Below are 18,118 nucleotides of genomic sequence, written 5' to 3'. Positions count from 1 at the left end.
GGGCGAGCGGGGGGTGCTGCGACACCCCCCGCACACCCCCCCCCCCCCCCCCCCCCCCCCCCCCCCCCCCCCCCCCCCCCCCCCCCCCCCCCCCCCCCCCCCCCCCCGCGGCGCGCCGCCCGGGAGCGCTCAGCGCCCGGCCACGCGCTCCAGCAGCTCCTCCACGCGCTCCCCCACCGCGGCCGGGGAGTACCGCCTCTCCACGTGCTCGCGGGCCGCGCCGCGCAGGCGCGGGGCGGCGGCCAGGCCGCGGGTGACGGCGCCGGCGAGGTCGGCGGCGGAGGTGGAGGCGGCCAGCAGCGCCGGGTCGAGGCCACCGGCGACCTCGGGGTTCGCGCCCACGGGCGTGGCGACCACGGGCACCCCGCTGGCGAACGCCTCCAGGGTGACCACGCCGAAACCCTCCAGCTCCAGGGTGGGCAGCACGAACAGGTCCGCCACCCGGTACAGCTCCGGCAGGTCCTCCTCGGGAACGAAACCCAGCAGCCGCACCGCGTCGCGCACGCCGAGCTCGTCGACGCGGCGCTCCAGCTCCCCGGCGAGGTACCCGCGCCCGCCGATCAGGACGCGCAGGCCCGGGTGCCGCTCGCGCAGCGCCGGCACCGCGGCGAGGAGGTTCTCCAGGCCCATGCGCCGCACCAGGCGGCGCACCGTCAGCAGCACCGGAGCGTCCCCGTCCACGCCCCAGCGCGCGCGCAGCGCCGAACGCCCGGGACCGTCGGCGGGGTGGAACCGGTCCAGGTCCACCGCCAGCGGCACCACGTCCACCGGGGTCCGGGCGCCGGGGTGCACCTCGTGCAGCTGCGCGCGCATGAAGGAGCTCGTCGCCGCCACCCGCGCGCAGCCGTCCACCGCGCTCAGCTCCGCCCGGCGCGTCAGGTCCGCCACGACCCCCGCGGCCGCGCGCGCCAGCGGGTACTTCCCGCCCGCCGCGTCCAGGCGCACCTCCACCGACGACGGCGCGTGGAACCGGTACAGCGCCTTGCGCCCCAGCCCGGCGCGCACCACCGCCGCGCCGTGGAAGGTGCTGTGCACGTACAGCGCGTCGAAGCGCTCGCGCGCGTCCAGCGAGCGCAGCCAGCCGGGCACCCGCGCCAGCGTCGCCGCCGGGTGGGCGTAGTAGCCGCGCGAGGCGCGCGCGGGCGCGGGGTGGCGCAGCAGCCGGTGGGTGCCGCGGTCCTCGGCCAGCGGCTGGTCGGGGTCGTGCCGGCGCACCAGGACGGTGACCTCGTGCCCGCGGCGGGCCAGCTCATCCACCTCCACCAGCACGGAGGAGGCGACACCGCCGCGGTGCTCGGGCGGGACGCCGTCGGTGATGACGAGGAGACGCACGGGGCGAGCCTGCCACGGGCGTGGCTACGGTGAGCCGGTGGGCGAGGACCTCCTGGAACGTTCCTTGGCGGCGCTGGTGCGCGGCGACCGCGACGCCGCGCGCGAGGCGGCCGAGCGGGCCGCCGCCGGCGGCGGTCCCCTGCTGGCGCGCGCCCTGGCCGAGCACCTCGGCGGCGCGGCGGGGACCGCGGTGTACGACCGGCCGGCCGCCTTCGAGGCCTTCATCCGCGGCGGCGGCAACGTGCCGCTGTACGCGGCGGTCTCCGACGCGCTCGCCCGCGCGTACCGGCGGCACGCGGTGCGCGACCTGCTGGACGTCGGCTGCGGCGACGGCACCGCCCTGGTGCCTGCCCTGCCGGCCGCGGCCGGCACGCTGCGGGGGCTGGACCTGGTGGAGCCGTCCGCGGCGCTGCTGGCCGGGGCGCAGCAGCGGCTGGCGGCCGCCGATCCCCCGGCCGCCGCTGCCACGGTCGCCGTGCGCACCTGGCCGGAGAGCGCCCAGCGCTTCACCACCCACCACCTCGGGGGGCGCAGCTGGACCCTCGTCCAGTCCACGTTCGCCCTGCAGTCCCTGCCCGTGGCCGAGCGCGGCGCGGTGCTGCAGGCGCTGCGCCCGCACACCGCGCACCTGCTCGTCGTGGAGTTCGACGTCCCCGACGCGGTGCACGGCAGCGGGGAGCACCTGCGCTCCCTGCTGGCCCGCTACGAACGGGGCCTGGCCGAGTACGCCGAGGACGGCGTCCCCACCGCCACCACCGACCTCGTCGCGCAGGGCTTCCTGATGCCCGTGCTCACCGGGCAGCTGCTCCCGGCGGCCCCCGGTGCGGTGCGCACCAACTGGGAGCACCCCGCCGGCACCTGGCGCGAGCAGGTCCGCGCCGCCGGTTACCGCGACGTGCGCACCGAGGCGCTGCACGACTACTGGTCCTCCCCGGCGTTCCTGCTCACCGCCCGCGGCGACGCGGCCTGAGCCCCGCGCCGCCCCGGCCACGCGCACGGCCCCGGGGGCGGGGACCACCTCCGGGGCCGTGCGGGTCGTGCGGGTCGTGCGGGTCGTGCCGCTGCCGTCAGGAGACGGTGACCTGCCGGGTGGACCACGAGTACGTCATCGACCCGCGCTGGTAGTCCTGGCGGACCCCGCCCGGCACCGCGTACTCACCGCTGACCGGGTACCCCAGCCGGCCGGTCTCCCAGCCCAGGGCGGCGTAGCGCTCGCCGATCGCGCCCTTCACCTCGTGCGCGCCCGTGGCGGGCGACCAGTACACGAGGCCGCCCTGGTAGCGCTGGACGACACCGCCGTCCCTGAGGCGGATCTCGTCGCTCGTCGGGTACCCCAGCGTCGAGGTCTCCCAGCCCTTCGCCGCGTACAGCGCCCGGACCGCGCCCTTCACCTCGTGCGCGCCGGTGGCGGGCGTCCAGTAGACGAGACCGCCCTGGAACTGCTGGACGACGCCGCCCTCGCGGATGCGGACCTCCCCGCTCGTCGGGTAGCCGAGGGCGGAGTTCTCCCAGCCCTTGGCCGCGTACAGCTCCCGCACCGCGCCGGTGACGACCTGCGCGCCGGTCGAGGGGGTCCAGTACACGAGGCCGTTCGCGAAGCGCTGCACCCGTCCGCCGTCGCGCACCGCGAACTCGTCGCCGTCGGGCAGGCCGATGACCGAACGCCCCGCGCCGGCGCGCTCGTAGGCGTCCTGGATGGCGCCCCTGACGACGGAGGAGCGGCCGCCCACGCCGGTGTACGTGGTGGAACCGTCGGGGTTGCGCACCGGGTTCCCGGGCGCGGCGGGGACGGGGGTCGGGGTGGGGACGGGCGTCGGGGTGGGGACGGGCGTCGGGGTGGGCGGGGTGACCGGCGGCGTGGTCACCGGCGGGACGACCGGAGTGGTCACCGGAGGCGTGGTCACCGGCGGCACGACCGGGGTCGTCACCGGCGGCACGACCGGCGTGGTCACCGGCGGCGTGGTGACGACCGGGGTCACCGGAGGGGCGACCGGCGGCGCGTGGGTGACCGCCTGGCTCGCTGCGCTGGCGGCACCGGTGCCCTTGGCGTTCGTGGCCGTCACGGTGAACGTGTAGGGCGCACCCGCGTCGAGGGTGAAGGTGGTGGACGTCCCGGTCACCGTGCGCGCCGGCTGGGACGTGCCGTTCTTCGACGGCGTCACCGCGTAGCTCGTGACGGCGGAGCCGTTGTCCGCGGCGGCCGACCACGACACCGTGGCGGTGCTGCCGGACAGGGTGGCGGTCACGCCGGTGGGTGCGCCGGGGCGGCCCGCGACGAGGACCGCCGAGGACGCGGCGGACTCCGCGCCGTAACCCTGCTCGTTCCTCGCCTTGACCTTGAAGGTGTACTCGGTGCCGTTGGTCAGCCCCGTGAAGTCCGCGGTGGTGGCCGGGGCGGCGACGACCCGGGCCCCGGCGGTGACGGCCACGCCGTTCACGTACGGGGTGACGGTGTGCTCGGTGACCGTGCCGCCGCCGGTGGAGCCCGGGGTCCAGCTCACGGTGGCGGCGCCGCCGGTCGTCGAGGCGGCGGTGGAGGTGGCGGTGACGGCGGTGGGCGCTGCGGGTGCGGTGACGACGGACCCCGCGGCCCGGGCTGCGGCGGCGACGGCGGCGGGCACGTCGAGCGTTCCCGTGCCGTACCCGGCGGAAGCGTCCCAGCCGGCCGGGACGCGGGCCGTCGAGCGCAGGAACTGCTCCACCTGCGCGGGCGTCGCGGTCGGGTTCACCTCACGGATGAGCGCCGCGGCACCGGCGACCTGCGGACCGGAGAAGGAGGTTCCCGCGCCTCCTGCGTAGGTGGAGTCCCCGGCGTCGTACGCCCCCCAGACGGTGTTCCCGAGGGCCGACAGGTCGACGTGGGGGCCGTGCGTCGCCCACCACGACTGCGCCTCGTCACCCTCGGTGGCGGACACCGCGATGACGCCGGGGTACGCGGCCGGGTACTCGACGGCGTTGTCGTGCGCAGCGCCCCCGCTGGGGTTCTTCCGGGTGTCGCCGACGAGCGCACCACCGTTGCCGGAGGAGGCCACGACCACGATCCCCTTGGCGATGGCCTGCGCCACGGCGTCCCTGACGAGGGAGTCCTGACCGGTGCCGGCGATGGACATGTTGATGACGTCCACGTCGTTGTCCGGGTCGCCGTCGCCGATCGTCTGGACGGCGGCGAGGATGCCGTTCGTCATGGCGGAGCTGGGGCAGCCGCCGGTCGCGCAGACGCGGACGGGCCACACCTGCGCCTGGGGTGCCACGCCCGCCGCGCCCTTCCCGTTGTCGGCGCGTGCAGCGACGATCGAGGAGACCAGCGTGGAGTGGAACGTCGAAGCCGGGGACGTGCCGGTGAGGTTCAGCTCGGGCAGCAGCGCGCCCTGCAGGTCCTCGTGGGTGGGGCGGATGCCGGTGTCGAGGACCGCGACGACGGAACCCCTGCCCGTGGCGGTGCCCCAGGCCTGGTCGGCGTGGTTGAAGCGCGTCGGTGAGTCGTAGTAGGAGCCGAGGTGGGGGTCGTTCGTCGCCGCGAGCTGGTAGGTGACCGACGGAGCGGTCCGCACGACCTCCGCGTCCGAGACCTCGGCCAGTTCCACGGCCTCTGCGGTGGCCTCCGCCCTGGTCGCGGCGGTCACGGTCTCGGCGCGCTGGACGCCGTCGGCGTCCTCCAGCAGCACGTCGATGCTCACCACCCCGGTGGGCTGGGTAGCGGCGGAGGCGAGCGGCTGGGGCGCGAGCGCCAGGGCCGGCGCCACCGCCAGCACCCAGGCGAGCGTGCGGGTCTTGCACGACATGCGGATCTCCTCGCTCGATCGACGGTCACTGATCCGTCGGTCGAGCGGTGCTGCGACCTTGAAGGTCGAGGGGCGATCCGTCCCCAGGAGCACCCGCTCAGCCGAGCCCTCGTCCGCCGACCGTTGACACGGCTCGGTGGAACGGGCTATCGGTCGGTCCAGCGGAGCGAGGACCCCCCGCACAGCGGCGCCCGGCGACGCAGCGAGCGCGCCCGCGGGCACCGCCGGCGGAGGACGTGCTCAGCGGGTCACCACGACCGTCCGGTCGACGTCCGGGTGCACCACCGCCAGGGTCGTCGTACCGGGGACGACGAGGGTGTCCCGACCGGTGATGGAACTCGCGTTCGCGATGGTGAAGGTGACCGTGCGGGCGACCTGGTCGTACGTGTCGGGCAGGGCGCTGCCGGGGCCGCCGGCTCCGTACACCATCGGCCCGGTGCCGTCCTGGGAGTCCAGCGAGAAGCCGCGGGTGGCCGACGTGGCACCGACGGGGGCGTCGAGCGTGACCACCACCTGGTCCCCGTTGTGATCGCCGTACCTGCCGCCCGTCCCGCCGTCGGTGAAGGTGAAGCTCACCGGCCGCGCCAGGACCGGCAGCGTCGAGGGCTGGACTGCGCTGGGGTTCGCCGCGAGGTCGCTGACCGCGCCGACGAGGGTGACGGCCTCCCTCAGGGCCATCGGCTGGGCGAGGACCACGGTGACGACCCTGCCGGTGGGGTCGACCGCCACCGAGTCGACCGACTGGCCGGGGCCCGCGCTGCTCACCTGGAAGTCCGACGTGGTCACCGTCGCAGGGTCGAGCGGTTCGTCCGCCGTGAAGGTCACGGAGGTGTCGGCGACCCTCGGGCGCGTCGCTTGCGCGGTCACGACGGGGGCCGCCGTGTCGGGGGGCGCGGCGGTGGTGAACGTCACCGTCACGGGGGCTGCGCTGTTGCCCGCCCCGTCGACCGCGGTGAACGAGGCCGTGTAGCTGGTGGAGCGGGCCAGGTCCGCGGCCGGGTCGAGGGTGAGGGTGCGGCCGGCGACCGAGACCGTGGCCGCCACCGTCGTCCCGCCGCTGCTGAGCGAGGCGGTCGACGACGCGGGGTCCAGCGCCTCCGAGAAGGTCGCGGCCGGCGACACGGCCACGTCCACCCCCGTCGCACCCGCCACGGGCGCGGTGCCGGCCAGCGTCGGCGCGGACCTGTCGACCGGGGGCGGGGAGGCGGTGCTGAACGTCACGGTCACCGCAGCGCTGGAGTTCCCGGCGAGGTCGCGCGCGAGGAAGGTCGCGCGGTAGACCCCGCCCAGCACCAGTTCAGCGGTGGGGTCGAGGACGATCGAGGCGCCGTCCACCGTCACGGTGGCGGGCACGACGGTGTCCGGGGGCCCCAGCCGCACGAGCCGGGCCGTGGACAGGCCTGCGCTGAGCGGCTCGTCGAACGTGACCCGGGGCGAGACGGACGTCGCGACGCCGACGGCCCCGCCGGCCGGGGACTCCTCGACGGGCGCGGCTGCCGTGACGTCGTCGAGGGGCACGGTGGTGCCGGTGGCGGCGGCCAGGTCGGCCAGGACCGTCGCACCGACGGACGCGGGCCCCCCGAAGACGAGCGCGCGGCCGGTGAGGCCGTTCGCGGACGCGCTCAGGTACGCGCGCGTGGTCGCACCGAGGCGCTCGGGGTCCTCGGCCAGCAGCAGCGGTGCCGCCGAGCGGCCCAGGACGGGGCCCGCGACGAGGGCGTCGGCGAGGTCGTCACCGCGCGGTCCCAGGCGACCGGCCGCGAGGCCGACGTCGCGGCCGGTGAAACCGGCGTTCGCGGTCGCGTACCGCGCGACCTCGACCGCGGTCGCGTACCTGTCGGTCCCGCCGAGGCGCCGGTCCGCCCCGAGCGCCGCCGCCGTCGCCGCCGAGACGGCCCGCTCGTCACCGAGCACGACGACCTCCGCGCCGGGGAAGCGCGCCAGCGCCGCCGAGGTCGCGGCCGGGACCGCGTCACGGCTCGTCAGCAAAACCGGCCAGCGCCTCGCGGCGACCAGCGGGGAGGCGGCCGCCGCGTCGACCGGGCTGGAGGCGACGAACACCACCCGCGGGGCGGCGTCGGGACCGAGCGCCACGAGCTTCGCCGCCGTCTCGTAGCGGTCGACGCCTCCGGCGCGCACGACCTCGAGACCCTCGGCTCCCAGCTCCCGGGCCACGTCGTCGCTGATCGCGCGCTGGTCCCCCGCCAGGACCACGCGCGCAGCACCGAGGCGCCGGAGCTCCGCCGACGTCTCCGCGGGCAGCGCTGCGGGGCGGGTCAGCAGCACCGGCGCACCGTTCGCGCCGGCGACGTAGGCCGCGGCCAGGGCGTCCACGGGCGACTCGCCGCTGGCGAGCACCGCCGTGGTGGTGCTGGAACCCGGGAAGTGGTCTTGCGACGCCTGGACCGCGGTCATGTACCGGTCGACTCCGGCCACGCGGTCGATGCGCAGGCCGGGGGCGGCGGAGGCGGGGGCCGCAGAAGCGAGCAGGGCCAGGCCCACGATCGCGGCGCTCACGCCGCTGCCCACCTTCAGGGAGGTTCGCCGAGGGGGACCGCTCGCGAGCAGCGCGGAACCGGTACGAAGTGGGTGACGGAGAGGTGTCGTCATGTGACTGAGCGTATTGAAATCTGCGCTCTACGTAAGAGGGTGCAGGGCTGCGAGTACCCTCACCGCCACTTCGCGAGCCGGCTCACCGCCGGTTCGACCCGCGCGAGCGGCAGCGCTGGAGGACAGCAGTGGTGGCCGGATCCGGGAACGACTGGAGCCCCGGACCAGTCGGTCCGGGGCTCCAGCACTGCTCACTCCCGTGGGGGGAGGTCGAGCTGACGACGTCTCAGCTCACTGCGGCGATCAGGCCGGCGCGTTGATGACCGCGTCGGTGCCCGTGCCCGTCAGGGCGAGGCGGTTGCCCGCGACATCGGTGATGCCCGAGGTGTTGGTGATCGTCGCGGGGTACGCCACACCGGCCGTGGTGCCGGCCGTCACGACGGTCGGCGCAGCGGTCAGGGTGACCGTCAGGACGGTGTTCGCCGCGGCTCCCGCGTTGGGGCCGGCCGGGCTGGCCGGGACGGCTGCGGCGTTGAGCGAGACGCTGGCGTTCGTGCCGACCACCAGGTCGGCCACCGACCCGTCCGAACCGTCGCTCACCCGGATGACGGAACCCGCGGCCGGGAGGGCCAGGGCCTCGTTCGCCCGGATGGTGAAGACGTCACCGGAGTCGAGGATGCCGGCGAAGCCGGCGTCCGTGATCAGCGTGGTGGTCGCCGCGAGCGGGCTGGTCGTGTCCGCAGCCGGGGCGGCGGAGGTGGCGTTCGCGGTGTTCGCCGTGAACGCGCTCTGCTGACCGTCGTTGACGACCGCGACCTGGTACCGGTAGGTGCCGGCAGCCACGTCGGTGTCGACGTACTGGAAGCCGTCGGTCGTGGTGTCCGCGTCGGTCGCCGGGGAGGCGATCGTCGTGAAGGAACCCACCGTGCCGTTGGTGACGAGCGCGCGCTGGATGACGAGGTTGTCGATCGCGGCGGTCGCACCCGTGCCACCGAGCGTCGCCGTGACGGTGATGTCGTTGGTGGTGTTGCCGGTGCCGCCCGCGACGGCGGTGACCGTGGTCGGCGCGACCGGGTTGGCGTCGGTCAGGGCGAAGGTGCTCGCGGCGGTCGTCGCCGAGTAGCTCGCGGTGAACGTGTCGCCGGAGGACAGGGCCGCCTCGAACTCGTCGAGCGTGGCCGGGACGCCGCCGATGCTGAAGGTGTCACCGGTCTTGTAGGTGAAGGTGGAGCCGGCCGCGTCGAACTGGTTGTTCGCCTTGTTGACGCTGGCGATCGCCGTGGCGGTGCCCACCGTCTGGGAGGTGGCCGCCGGGTTGACGTAGGTCACCGCTCCACCGAGGCCGAAGCTCTCGACGGGGACGCCCTGGGCGTTGAGCTCCAGACGGGCGCTAGAACCGCCGGCGGAGAGGGCCAGACCGGTGCCGCCGTTGACGTAGACGACGGGGACCACGGACTCGGTGGCGTTGCCGTCCACGGTGAAGGTGATCGAGCCGTTGACCGGGTTCGCGACGGCCGAGTTGGTCACGTCGGTCGTGCTGGTGGTGGTGCCCGCACCGGCGTTGTTGGCCGGCGTGCCGCCGTTGACGGAGGCGAAGCGGGCGGCGACGGTACCGGCGGCGGCCAGGTAGTTGCCGCTGGCCTGCTGGCCGTTGGCCCCGTCCGGGTTGGTCGAGGTGACGGTGGCCGGCGTGCGGTCGATCGCGAAGGTGGCGACGCCGTTGGTGACCGTGACGTTGGCCGCGCTGACCAGGGTGACGCGGTACTGGGTGGCGTCGGTCAGGCCGGTGACCGTGTAGGTGCGGTCGTCCGCGGTCGGCGTGCTGCCGCTCTCGTTCGCCAGCGTCAGGGTGGCCGCGGCGGCCGGGGCGACCGCGAGGGACTGCAGGCTGGCGATGTTGCCGCCGCCGGCGTCGCGCGCGGCGGTCAGGAAGGCCGGGGGCACGCTGTTCTGGTCGCCGAAGACGGTGGCCGTGGTCAGCGTGGCCTTGTTGGCGTCCAGGTACTGCGTGGTGCCGCCGCCGAGGGCGTTGGTGCCCAGGGTCAGCAGGATCGGGGTGCCCTTGACGGCGGCCCAGGGGCCGGCGGCGAGGGCGTCGACGCGCTCGCCGTTGGCGATCGCGGCGCTGGTCTTGTTGAAGACCGCCTGGCCGTAGGTGGAGTTCGCCAGGGCCGCGGCGGTGAAGCTGCGGTCCTCACCGGCGATGGTCTCGATGGCCACGCCGGGCAGGGCCTCGGTGACCTGGTTCTTCACGGCCTGGGTGATGCCGTTGCCGAGGACGACCACGCGGGTGACGCCACCGGCGACCAGGGCCGCGCGGGTCTCGGCGGGCAGCGAGCCGGCGTTGGTCAGCAGGATCGGGATGCCGTTGCCGGCCCGGCCGTAGGCCAGCGGGCCGGCGGCGAGCGCGTCGGGCGAGACCTGGCCGGTGGGGACGTCACCGCGGGCCAGGAAGACCGTCTTGGCCTTCGTGGTGGGGACGTTGTAGATGTCCGCCGCGGTGTCGAAGCGGTTGTCGCCGGCGATCGCGGTCAGCGTCAGGCCGGCGGCGGTGAGCTGCGTGCGGGCCGCGGCGCTGACGGAGACGTTGTCGCCGAGGACGAACGCGCGGGTGGCGCCGAGGGCGCGGATCGCGTCCAGGGTCACCTGCGGCACGTCGCCGGCGCGGGTCAGCAGGATCGGGGCGTTGTTCTGGCCCGCGAGGTAGCCGGCGGCCTGCGCGTCGATGACGCGGTCGCCGTTGGCGATGATGACCGTGGGCGCCGCGGTGAAGGTGGCGCGGGCGATGCGGGCCGCGGTGTCGAACCGGTCGAGACCGGCGACCTGGGCGGAAGCAGCAGAAGGGTCAAAACCAGGCGCAGCCTGAGCCGGGACCGCGGCGAAGCCGAGACCGGACAGACCAACAAGAGCCGCGACGCCGGCCCCGATACCACGCCGGCGCAACCGGGAGGTTGCTGCGGTCACGATTGCCTCCAAGGCAGTGTGAAGTGATGTTCCCCCCCACGGGGGCCGGCTCGTGCGAGCCTGCTGCCGCCGCCCTCGACCGCTACGTAGCGGAGTCCTGCGGTGACGAAGATGAACGTACACGAGAGTCACAAGCGCAACACGGTGAGTGATGGTGCGGATGTGATCGGTACCCCGGGTCATGACCCCGACACGCGATGTGACCTGCGGTTTTGCCTTGAGCCACCATGTGTAACAGTTTGGTAACGAGACGCCACACCCGTCCCGCTGGTCCCTCAGGACCCGTGCGACATGGTCCTCGAGGAGGGGGTGCGCGTCCCCGCCGGGACCACGCCCGCGTGGCCCGTGTGGGTGACCCCTGGCGCGCCCCGCGCACCGCCCCGCCGCGCCCGTCCGGGCGAGCGCCGGTCAAGCAGGGCAGCTCCTGCGCCGAAGCAACGGGGGTGACGTCGATCGCCCACGCCCTGCCGCGCGCCCGCGCGGGACTGGCGCTCGCGCTCGCGCTCCCCCTGCTCGCGCTCGCCCCCCTCGTCGCCGCCCGCTGGGACGGCGCCGACCGGTTCACCACCGCCGTCGGCCTCACCGCCCTCCTCGGCGCCGCGGTGCCGCTGAGCGTGCGGTGGGCGCTCGGGCGCGTGCAGACCGCCGCCTACGGGGTGGCGGCCGTGCTCTGGGGCGCCGGCGTCACCGCCGCGGGCCTGTGGCCCCACGCCGCGCTGGGCACCACCGGCCTGCGACCCCTGGCCCTCACCCTCGCCCTGGCCGGGATGCTCGGCATGGGGGTGCAGCACGTCCTCGCCGCCCGCGCCGGCAGCGACGACCCCCCGCTGCTCGTCGACGCCCTCATGCTCGGCAGCGCCCTGTCCGTCGCCGGCTGGGAGGCCGTCTCCCGCGGCGGCCTGCACGGCGGCACCGGCTGGCACGCCACCACCGCGCTCCTCGTGCTCGCCGCCACCGCCCACCTCGGCATGACGATCGCCCTGGCCGTCGAGCACGCCCGCATGCGGCGCGTCTCGCTGCTCGCTGGGCTGATGACCACCGCCACCGCCCTCGCCGGCGTCCACCCCGACCCGCGCGCGCAGCACGCCGCCCTCGCCGTCGCGCTGCTCGCCGGCCTCACCGCCGCCACCGGCGCCCCCGCCGCACCGCCCCGGCACGCCGGGCGCGCCGCCTCCCGCGCCGCGCGCCGCATGGAGATCGCCTCCCTGGTGCCCGGGCCCGTGCTGTTCGCCGACATCGCCCTCATGGTGCTGTGGCCGCGCCCGGACACCGTGCTGTTCGCCCTCTACCTGTGGGTGCTCACCACCTTCACCGTGCGGCACGCCACCACCGCGCGGGCCGTGGACCGCAGCACCGCCCGCCTGACCGCCCAGGCCCTGCACGACGACCTCACCGGCCTGGCCAACCGGGCCGCCCTGCACCGCGCCCTCACCGGCCCCGACGGCCCCCAGTGCCTCGTGCTGCTCGAGCTCGCCGGCCTCGACGACGTCAACGACGTCCTCGGCGTCACCACCGGCGACGCCCTCGTGCGCGCCGCCGCCGACGAGGTGCGCCGCGTCGTCGAACCCCTGGGCGCCACCGCCTACCGGCCCGCCGGCGACCAGGTCGCCGTCCTGCTGCCCGGGGGCGTGGGCGGCGCCGTGCGCGTGGCCGGCGACCTCGTCGCCGCCGTCGCCGCCGCGCCCGCCCGCGTCGACGGCGCCGCCCGCTTCCCCCTCACCGCCGTCGCCGGCGTCGCGCCCTGCCCCGGCACCGCCCCCGGGGCGCACGACGGCACCGCCCGGGGCACCGCCAGGGGCACCGGCGCACCGGCCGCCGACCCCATGACCACGCTTGTGCACGCCGACATCGCCCTGCGCGACGCCCGCGCCGCCGGCCGCGGTCGCGTGTCCGTCTACTCCGGCGACGTCGCGGCCGCCCACGCCCGTCGCACCCTGCTGCGCGAGCGCCTCGCCGACGCCGTGCGCCACGGCACCGTGGACGTGCACTACCAGCCGATCGTGTCCTTCGCGACGGGCCGCGTGGAGAAGTTCGAGGCCCTGGCCCGCTGGGACGACGCCCTGCTCGGGCGCATCAACCCCGGCGAGTTCATCGCCGTCGCCGAGGAGTCCAACCTCGTCGTCGCCCTCGGCGAGCACGTCCTGCGCAGCGCCGTGCGCTGGGCCGACGAGGCCGGCGTCTTCCGCGCCGGCGTCGGCCTGACCGTCAACGTCTCCGTCGTGCAGCTGCAGTCCCCCGGCTTCGCCGACACCGTCCGCGAGGTCCTCACCCGCCACCGCCTGCACCCGCACCTGCTCACCCTGGAGCTCACCGAGTCCGTCTTCCTCGACACCGACTCCCCCGCCGAGCGCGTGGTCACCGAGCTCGCCGGCCTCGGCTGCTCCATCGCCATCGACGACTTCGGCACCGGCTACTCCGCGTTCGGCTACCTCGACCGGCTGCCCGTGCACGTGCTGAAGGTCGACCGGTCCCTCACGAACTCCCTCACCGAGAGCGGCAACGGCCGCTCCGTCGTCACCTGCGTCGTCGACCTCGCCACCCGCCTGGGCATGACCGTCGTCGTCGAGGGCGTCGAGACCGAGCGTCAGGCCGACGCCTGCCGCGAGATGAGCGCCCCCCTCGGGCAGGGCTGGCTGTACTCCGCGGCCGTGCCGCGCACCGCCCTGGCCGAGCAGCTCGCCCGCACCTACCCGGTGCCGGGACCGGTGACGCCGAGGCGCTGAGGGGGTTCCCGGCGCCCCACCTCCCCACCGCACTGACTCCCTGTGACGGCAGGAACACGACCTGTCGGCGAAAACGGTCTCTGCACCCCTCGCGGGGCGGTGATGATTCCTCCTGAGGACGTCACGGAGGTGGACGGGTGCGCAGGAGCGAGGGAGCCGGGGGGCACCGCGGGCAGCGGTGGACCGGGGGGGGGGGGGGGGGGGGGGGGGGGGGGGGGGGGGGGGGGGGGGGGGGGGGGGGGGGGGGGGGGGGGGGGGGGGGGCCCGGGCGGGGGGGGGGGGCCCCCCGCGCCCCGGGTGGGGGGGGGGGCGGGCGGGGGGGCGGGGGGCGGCCCGGGGGCCCGGGGTGGCCCGCGCGGCGCCCCCCCCCCGCGTGCGCGGCGCTGGTGCTCGTCGCGGTCGCCGCGTGGGTGGTGCTGCTGGCCCGCTACGGCGGCTCCATCGACCGCGCCGTGGTGGGCGGGGAGGTCCTGGCCACCGTCCTGTTCGCCTCGGTCGCCGTGCTGGCGCCCGGCCGGCGCGCGCGCCAGGCGATCGCCCTGCTCACCGCCTACGTCGCCCTGACGGCCCTGGGCGACTCCTACTGGCTGCTCACCGTGGACCCCACGGGCCTGAGCTTCGCCCAGCGCGAGTTCGAGCCGGGGCCCACCATCGCCCTGCAGGTGGTGCGCTACGCGGCCCTGCTGGGCCTGCTGGCGCACGCCACCCCGCCGGCCGGCGGGCGCCGCTGGACGTGGCGGCGCGGGGTCGCGCAGGCGCAGGTGACCGTCAGCGTCACCGCGCTGCTGCTGCTGACCACCCCCGCCGGGGCGCTGGTCGACGACGGGCACTCGTACTCGCTGTTCTGCTTCTTCGACGTGGCCGTGGCCGCCGCCGCCCTCAGCACCGTGGTCGGCGCGGCGTGGACGACGCCGCGGCCGGACCGGCGCGCCACTGCGCTGCTGGCCGCCACGGCCGCCGGCGTGGCCCTGCTCGTGCTCGGCGACGCCGTCGTCGTGCTCAGCCTGACCCGCGAGGCCGCCCTCACCGGCAGCGCGGGCATCGGGTGCGTGGTGGCCGGGGGCGTCGTCCTGCTCGTCGCGAACCTGCGCACCGGCCCGCTGCCGCCGGGGGTGACGCCACCGCTGCCGCGGTTGCCGCGGCGCGGCCACCCGCACCTGGTGCTCGTGGTGACGGTCGCTGCGCAGGTGCTGGTCCCGCTGGCCGTCAGCGCGCTGGCCGCCTCCCGCCTGACCGCGGCGGCGGCCCCGGGCGGGGCGCCGGGCCCGGGCGCCCCCACGCTGGGCACCGCCGTGGCCGCCCTGGCGCTGTCGCTGGTGCAGGCGCTGGTGCAGTCCCGGCGCGCCCAGCTCGCGCAGGTCGCGGCGAGCGCCGCCGGGCGCGACGAGCTGACGGGGGCGCACACCCGCCGCGGGCTGGCGGCGCACTTCCAGCGGCACGTGGGCGGCGGGGCCGGTGCGGGCCGCTGGACGCTGGTGCTGTTCGACCTCGACGGGTTCAAGGCGGTCAACGACACCTTCGGCCACGACGCCGGCGACGAGGTGCTGCGCGCCGTCGTGCAGCGCGCCGCGGCGGTCGTCGACGGGCACGGCGTGCTGGCCCGCCTGGGCGGGGACGAGTTCGTCGCGCTGCTGCACACCGGCGCCCCGGACGCGCCGGTCACGGCCGCGGTCCTGCGGGCGCTGCGCGCCGCGGTCGACGCCCCGGTGGCGCTGCCCGGCGGCGGCAGCGCCCGGGTGGGCACCTCCCTGGGGGCGGTGGCCGCCGCGCCGGAGGCGGACCTCGGCGACCTGCTCACGGCCGCGGACCGGCGCATGTACGAGGACAAGCGCCGCCGCCGCGCGGCGCGCGCGGCCACCGGGCGCCACGCCGCGCTGCCGGCCCCGGCGCCCCCGGCGCCCCCGCCCGCGCGGCTGCCCGCCCAGGGGGTGGGCGGCGCGGCGGGCGGCCGGCGCGGCGGGTAGCGGCGCGCCCCCGGTCACCCGTTCGCAGCACCCCCCGGCACCAGCGCTGCGGCCCCCCCACCCCCGGGTTAGGCTCGTCGGGATGGACGGGAGGAACGCCGCGCTGCCGCGCGCCGCCGTGACCGACACCCTGCCCAGGGTGGTCCACGGCCAGCCCGGCGCGGTGCTGCTGGTGCGCACCACCGACGGCGCGGTGCTGTTCGCCAACCCCCTGGCCGAGCAGCTCGCCCCCGACGCGGTGCTGCCCTGCCCGGTGGACGAGTGGTCCCGCCTGGCCGGGTTGCAGGCCTCCGACGGCTCGGAGCTGTCCGACCCCGGCACCGGCGAGCCCGCCAGCCCCCTCTCGCGCATCGCCCGCGGCGAGCCGGTGGAGGGCGAGCGGGTCAGCGCCGCCCGCGGCAACGACCTCGCCGAGGCCCGCGAGGCGCTGTGGGTGGTGGGGCTGCCGCTGACCGACACCCCCGTGGAGCAGCTGAGCACCCTGGCCCTGGTGGTGCTGCTGCCGCTGCGCGAGAGGCAGCTGGTGCGCGGGGCGCGCGAGTCCGCCGAGCAGCTGCACAGCCGCGCCGTGCTCGCCAGCGACCTGTCCTTCACGATCTCCGACCCCAACCGGGACGACGACCCGCTGGTGTGGGTGAACCCCGCCTTCGAGAGGGTCACCGGCTACGGCAGGGACGTGCTGGGGACCAACTGCCGCTTCCTGCAGGGCCCGGGCACGGACCGGGCGGCGGTGCGGCGCATCAGCGCGGCCCTGCGGGCCGGCGAGACCGTCACCGAGCTGCTGCTGAACTACCGCAAGGACGGCACCGCGTTCTGGAACGAGGTCGTCATCTCCCCGGTGCGCGACGCGTCCGGACGCATCACCCACCACGTGGGCGTGCAGTCCGACGTGACGCTGCGCGTGCAGGCCGAGCGCGAGCGCGACGCCGCCCTGGAGGTCGCCCGCGACGCCCGCCGGCGCCTGGAGTTCCTCTCCGAGGTCACCGACGCCCTGTCCGCGGTCCTGGACCCGGACCAGGCGCAGGACCTGCTGCCCTCGCTGGTGGTGCCCGGGCTGGCCGAGTGGGCGTTCGCGACCGTGCTGGACTCCTCCGGGCGCACCCGGCACATCCGCGCCGCGCACGCCCGGCCCGAGCGCGCCGCGGACGCCGAGCGCTTCCAGCAGCTGCAGGCGGACCTGCTGGACACCTCGGTGTCGATGCGGGTGCTGCGCGGGCAGCTCGGGCCGAGCCTGCTGAAGGTCACCGAGGCCGACATGGTCCGCGGCGTGCGCGACCGCGACACCATCGCGCTGATGCGCCGCCTGGGCCTGGGCAGCGCGATCGTGGTGCCGCTGCGCGCCCGCGGGCAGGTCACGGGCGCGCTGACGCTGCTCAGCGGCCCGGACCGCCCGCCGTTCACCGAGGACGACCTGCGCACCGCCTCCGACCTGGGCGCGCGCGCCGGGGTGGCGCTGGAGAACGCGCGGCTGTACGCGCAGCAGCGCCGCTCCTCCGAGACGCTGCAGCTCAGCCTGCTCAGCCGGCCCAGCGACGCCCCCGGCCTGGAGGTCGCCACCCGCTACATCCCGGCCGCCGAGGCCGCGCAGGTCGGCGGGGACTGGTACGACGCCTTCACGCAGCCCGACGGCTGCACGACCGTCGTCATCGGCGACGTCATGGGCCACGACGTCTCCGCCGCGGCGGCGATGGGCCAGGTGCGCACGATGGTGCGGGCGCTGGCGCACGACCGCTCCGCGGCGCCGCGCGAGGTGCTGCGCCGCCTGGACCACGTGCTGGAGGGCCTGGGGGTGACGACGCTGGCGACCGCGGTGGTGCTCCAGCTCGACGCGCACTCCGAGGGCGACGAGCGCGGCGTGCGCTGGTGCACCGCGGGCCACCTGCCGCCGGTGGTGGCCGCCCCGGACGGCTCGGTGGGCGAGCTGGCCGGCGACGGGCTCATCATCGGCCTGGGCACGCACGGCGAGCGGGTGCAGCACGAGGCGCGCCTGGCGCTGGGCTCGACGGTGCTGCTGTTCACCGACGGCCTGGTGGAGCGGCGCGACCGCTCCATGGAGGACCGGCTGGCGCAGCTGCACGCCACGGTCGCGGACCTGGCGGGCGCACCGCTGGAGGAGCTGTGCGACGAGCTGATCCGCCGGATGCTGCCCGAGGGCAGCGACGACGACGTGGCGATCGCCGCGGTGCGCGTGCTGGCCCGCTGAACCCCGCGGAGCCGGCGGGGACGTCTGGGGTGGCGAGGCCGGCGGGGACGCCGGGGGTGGTGCGGTCGCTCAGCCCTTGAGGTCGCACCACACGCTCTTGCCGTGCGCCTCCACCCGCACCCCCCACGACTCGCTGAGCGCGTCGACGAGGTCCACCCCGCGCCCGGACTCCGCCTGCGCCGGGGAGCGCTTGTGCTGCGGGCGCTCGCGGCTGCCGTCGCTGACGACCAGGCGCACCGTGGAGACGCGGCAGTCCACCACGGCCCGCACCGGCGGCGCGCCGTGGCGCACGGCGTTGACGGCCAGCTCGGACAGCAGCAGCAGGGCCCGGTCCAGGGCGGCGTCCTGGTGAACCCGGCACAGCGAGGCGCGCAGGAAGGTGCGGGCCCGCCGGGCCGCGGACAGGTCGGCCGGCAGGGCCACCTCCGCTCTCGGCGTCACGTCGCACATGCGGCCATCCTGTCCGGGAAGCGCTCCCCCCGCCCTCCGAACCGGACCGGCGCGACGCCCGCCGGGTTCCCACCGGGGCCGCACCGGTGGCAGGATGGGTGCGGCGCCGGTCGGGGCACGTGGAGGGGAAGACCACGAGTCCCGGCCGGC

General features: G+C 76.5%; 9 protein-coding genes. 4 read left to right on the top strand and 5 right to left on the bottom strand.

From position 1 onward, the window contains the following. Window positions 1–129: 129 nt before the first annotated feature. On the bottom strand, window positions 130–1,332 hold the full coding sequence (locus ACRYR7_RS10275; RefSeq protein ID WP_432571992.1) for a glycosyltransferase family 4 protein: 1,203 nt from the start codon (window positions 1,330–1,332) through the stop codon (window positions 130–132). Between the two features lie 37 nt (window positions 1,333–1,369). Between ACRYR7_RS10275 and ACRYR7_RS10270 the strand changes: the two genes are divergently transcribed. Then, window positions 1,370–2,302: a class I SAM-dependent methyltransferase gene (locus ACRYR7_RS10270; RefSeq protein ID WP_432571991.1), complete on the top strand. Its 933-nt coding sequence runs from the start codon at window positions 1,370–1,372 to the stop codon at window positions 2,300–2,302. Between the two features lie 97 nt (window positions 2,303–2,399). On the opposite strand, the gene ACRYR7_RS10265 is transcribed toward ACRYR7_RS10270, so the two are convergent. From ACRYR7_RS10265 to ACRYR7_RS10255, 3 genes are all read right to left on the bottom strand, one after another. After that, complete coding sequence (locus tag ACRYR7_RS10265) at window positions 2,400–5,114, bottom strand: S8 family serine peptidase (RefSeq protein WP_432571990.1); 2,715 nt, start codon at window positions 5,112–5,114, stop codon at window positions 2,400–2,402. 240 nt (window positions 5,115–5,354) lie between these two features. Further along, window positions 5,355–7,631 (bottom strand): cell wall-binding repeat-containing protein, encoded by a 2,277-nt coding sequence (locus ACRYR7_RS10260; protein WP_432571989.1) that lies wholly within the window; start codon window positions 7,629–7,631, stop codon window positions 5,355–5,357. Between the two features lie 336 nt (window positions 7,632–7,967). Beyond that, entirely contained in the window at window positions 7,968–10,628 is a 2,661-nt protein-coding gene (locus tag ACRYR7_RS10255) for a beta strand repeat-containing protein (protein ID WP_432571988.1), read from the bottom strand. Window positions 10,629–11,071: 443 nt separating this feature from the next. On the opposite strand from ACRYR7_RS10255, the gene ACRYR7_RS10250 reads away from it, so the two are divergent. The 3 genes from ACRYR7_RS10250 to ACRYR7_RS10240 all read left to right on the top strand — a co-directional run bounded on the left by ACRYR7_RS10250 (window position 11,072) and on the right by ACRYR7_RS10240 (window position 17,518). After that, window positions 11,072–13,351: a putative bifunctional diguanylate cyclase/phosphodiesterase gene (locus ACRYR7_RS10250; RefSeq protein WP_432571987.1), complete on the top strand. Its 2,280-nt coding sequence runs from the start codon at window positions 11,072–11,074 to the stop codon at window positions 13,349–13,351. Between the two features lie 386 nt (window positions 13,352–13,737). Next, on the top strand, window positions 13,738–15,315 hold the full coding sequence (locus ACRYR7_RS10245; RefSeq protein WP_432571986.1) for a GGDEF domain-containing protein: 1,578 nt from the start codon (window positions 13,738–13,740) through the stop codon (window positions 15,313–15,315). A gap of 82 nt (window positions 15,316–15,397) precedes the next feature. Continuing rightward, window positions 15,398–17,518 (top strand): SpoIIE family protein phosphatase, encoded by a 2,121-nt coding sequence (locus ACRYR7_RS10240; protein WP_432571985.1) that lies wholly within the window; start codon window positions 15,398–15,400, stop codon window positions 17,516–17,518. 69 nt (window positions 17,519–17,587) lie between these two features. Here the strand turns inward: ACRYR7_RS10240 and ACRYR7_RS10235 are convergent, their stop codons facing one another. Then, window positions 17,588–17,968, bottom strand: coding sequence for an ATP-binding protein (locus ACRYR7_RS10235; protein WP_432571984.1), 381 nt, complete (start codon window positions 17,966–17,968; stop codon window positions 17,588–17,590). Between the last annotated feature and the right edge of the window lie 150 nt (window positions 17,969–18,118).

The sequence above is a fragment of the Kineococcus gurbantunggutensis genome (assembly GCF_050871925.1).
Taxonomy (GTDB): domain Bacteria; phylum Actinomycetota; class Actinomycetes; order Actinomycetales; family Kineococcaceae; genus Kineococcus.
The sequence above is the reverse complement of the archived record's forward strand: the minus strand, read 5'-3'. Positions and strand labels throughout refer to the sequence as shown.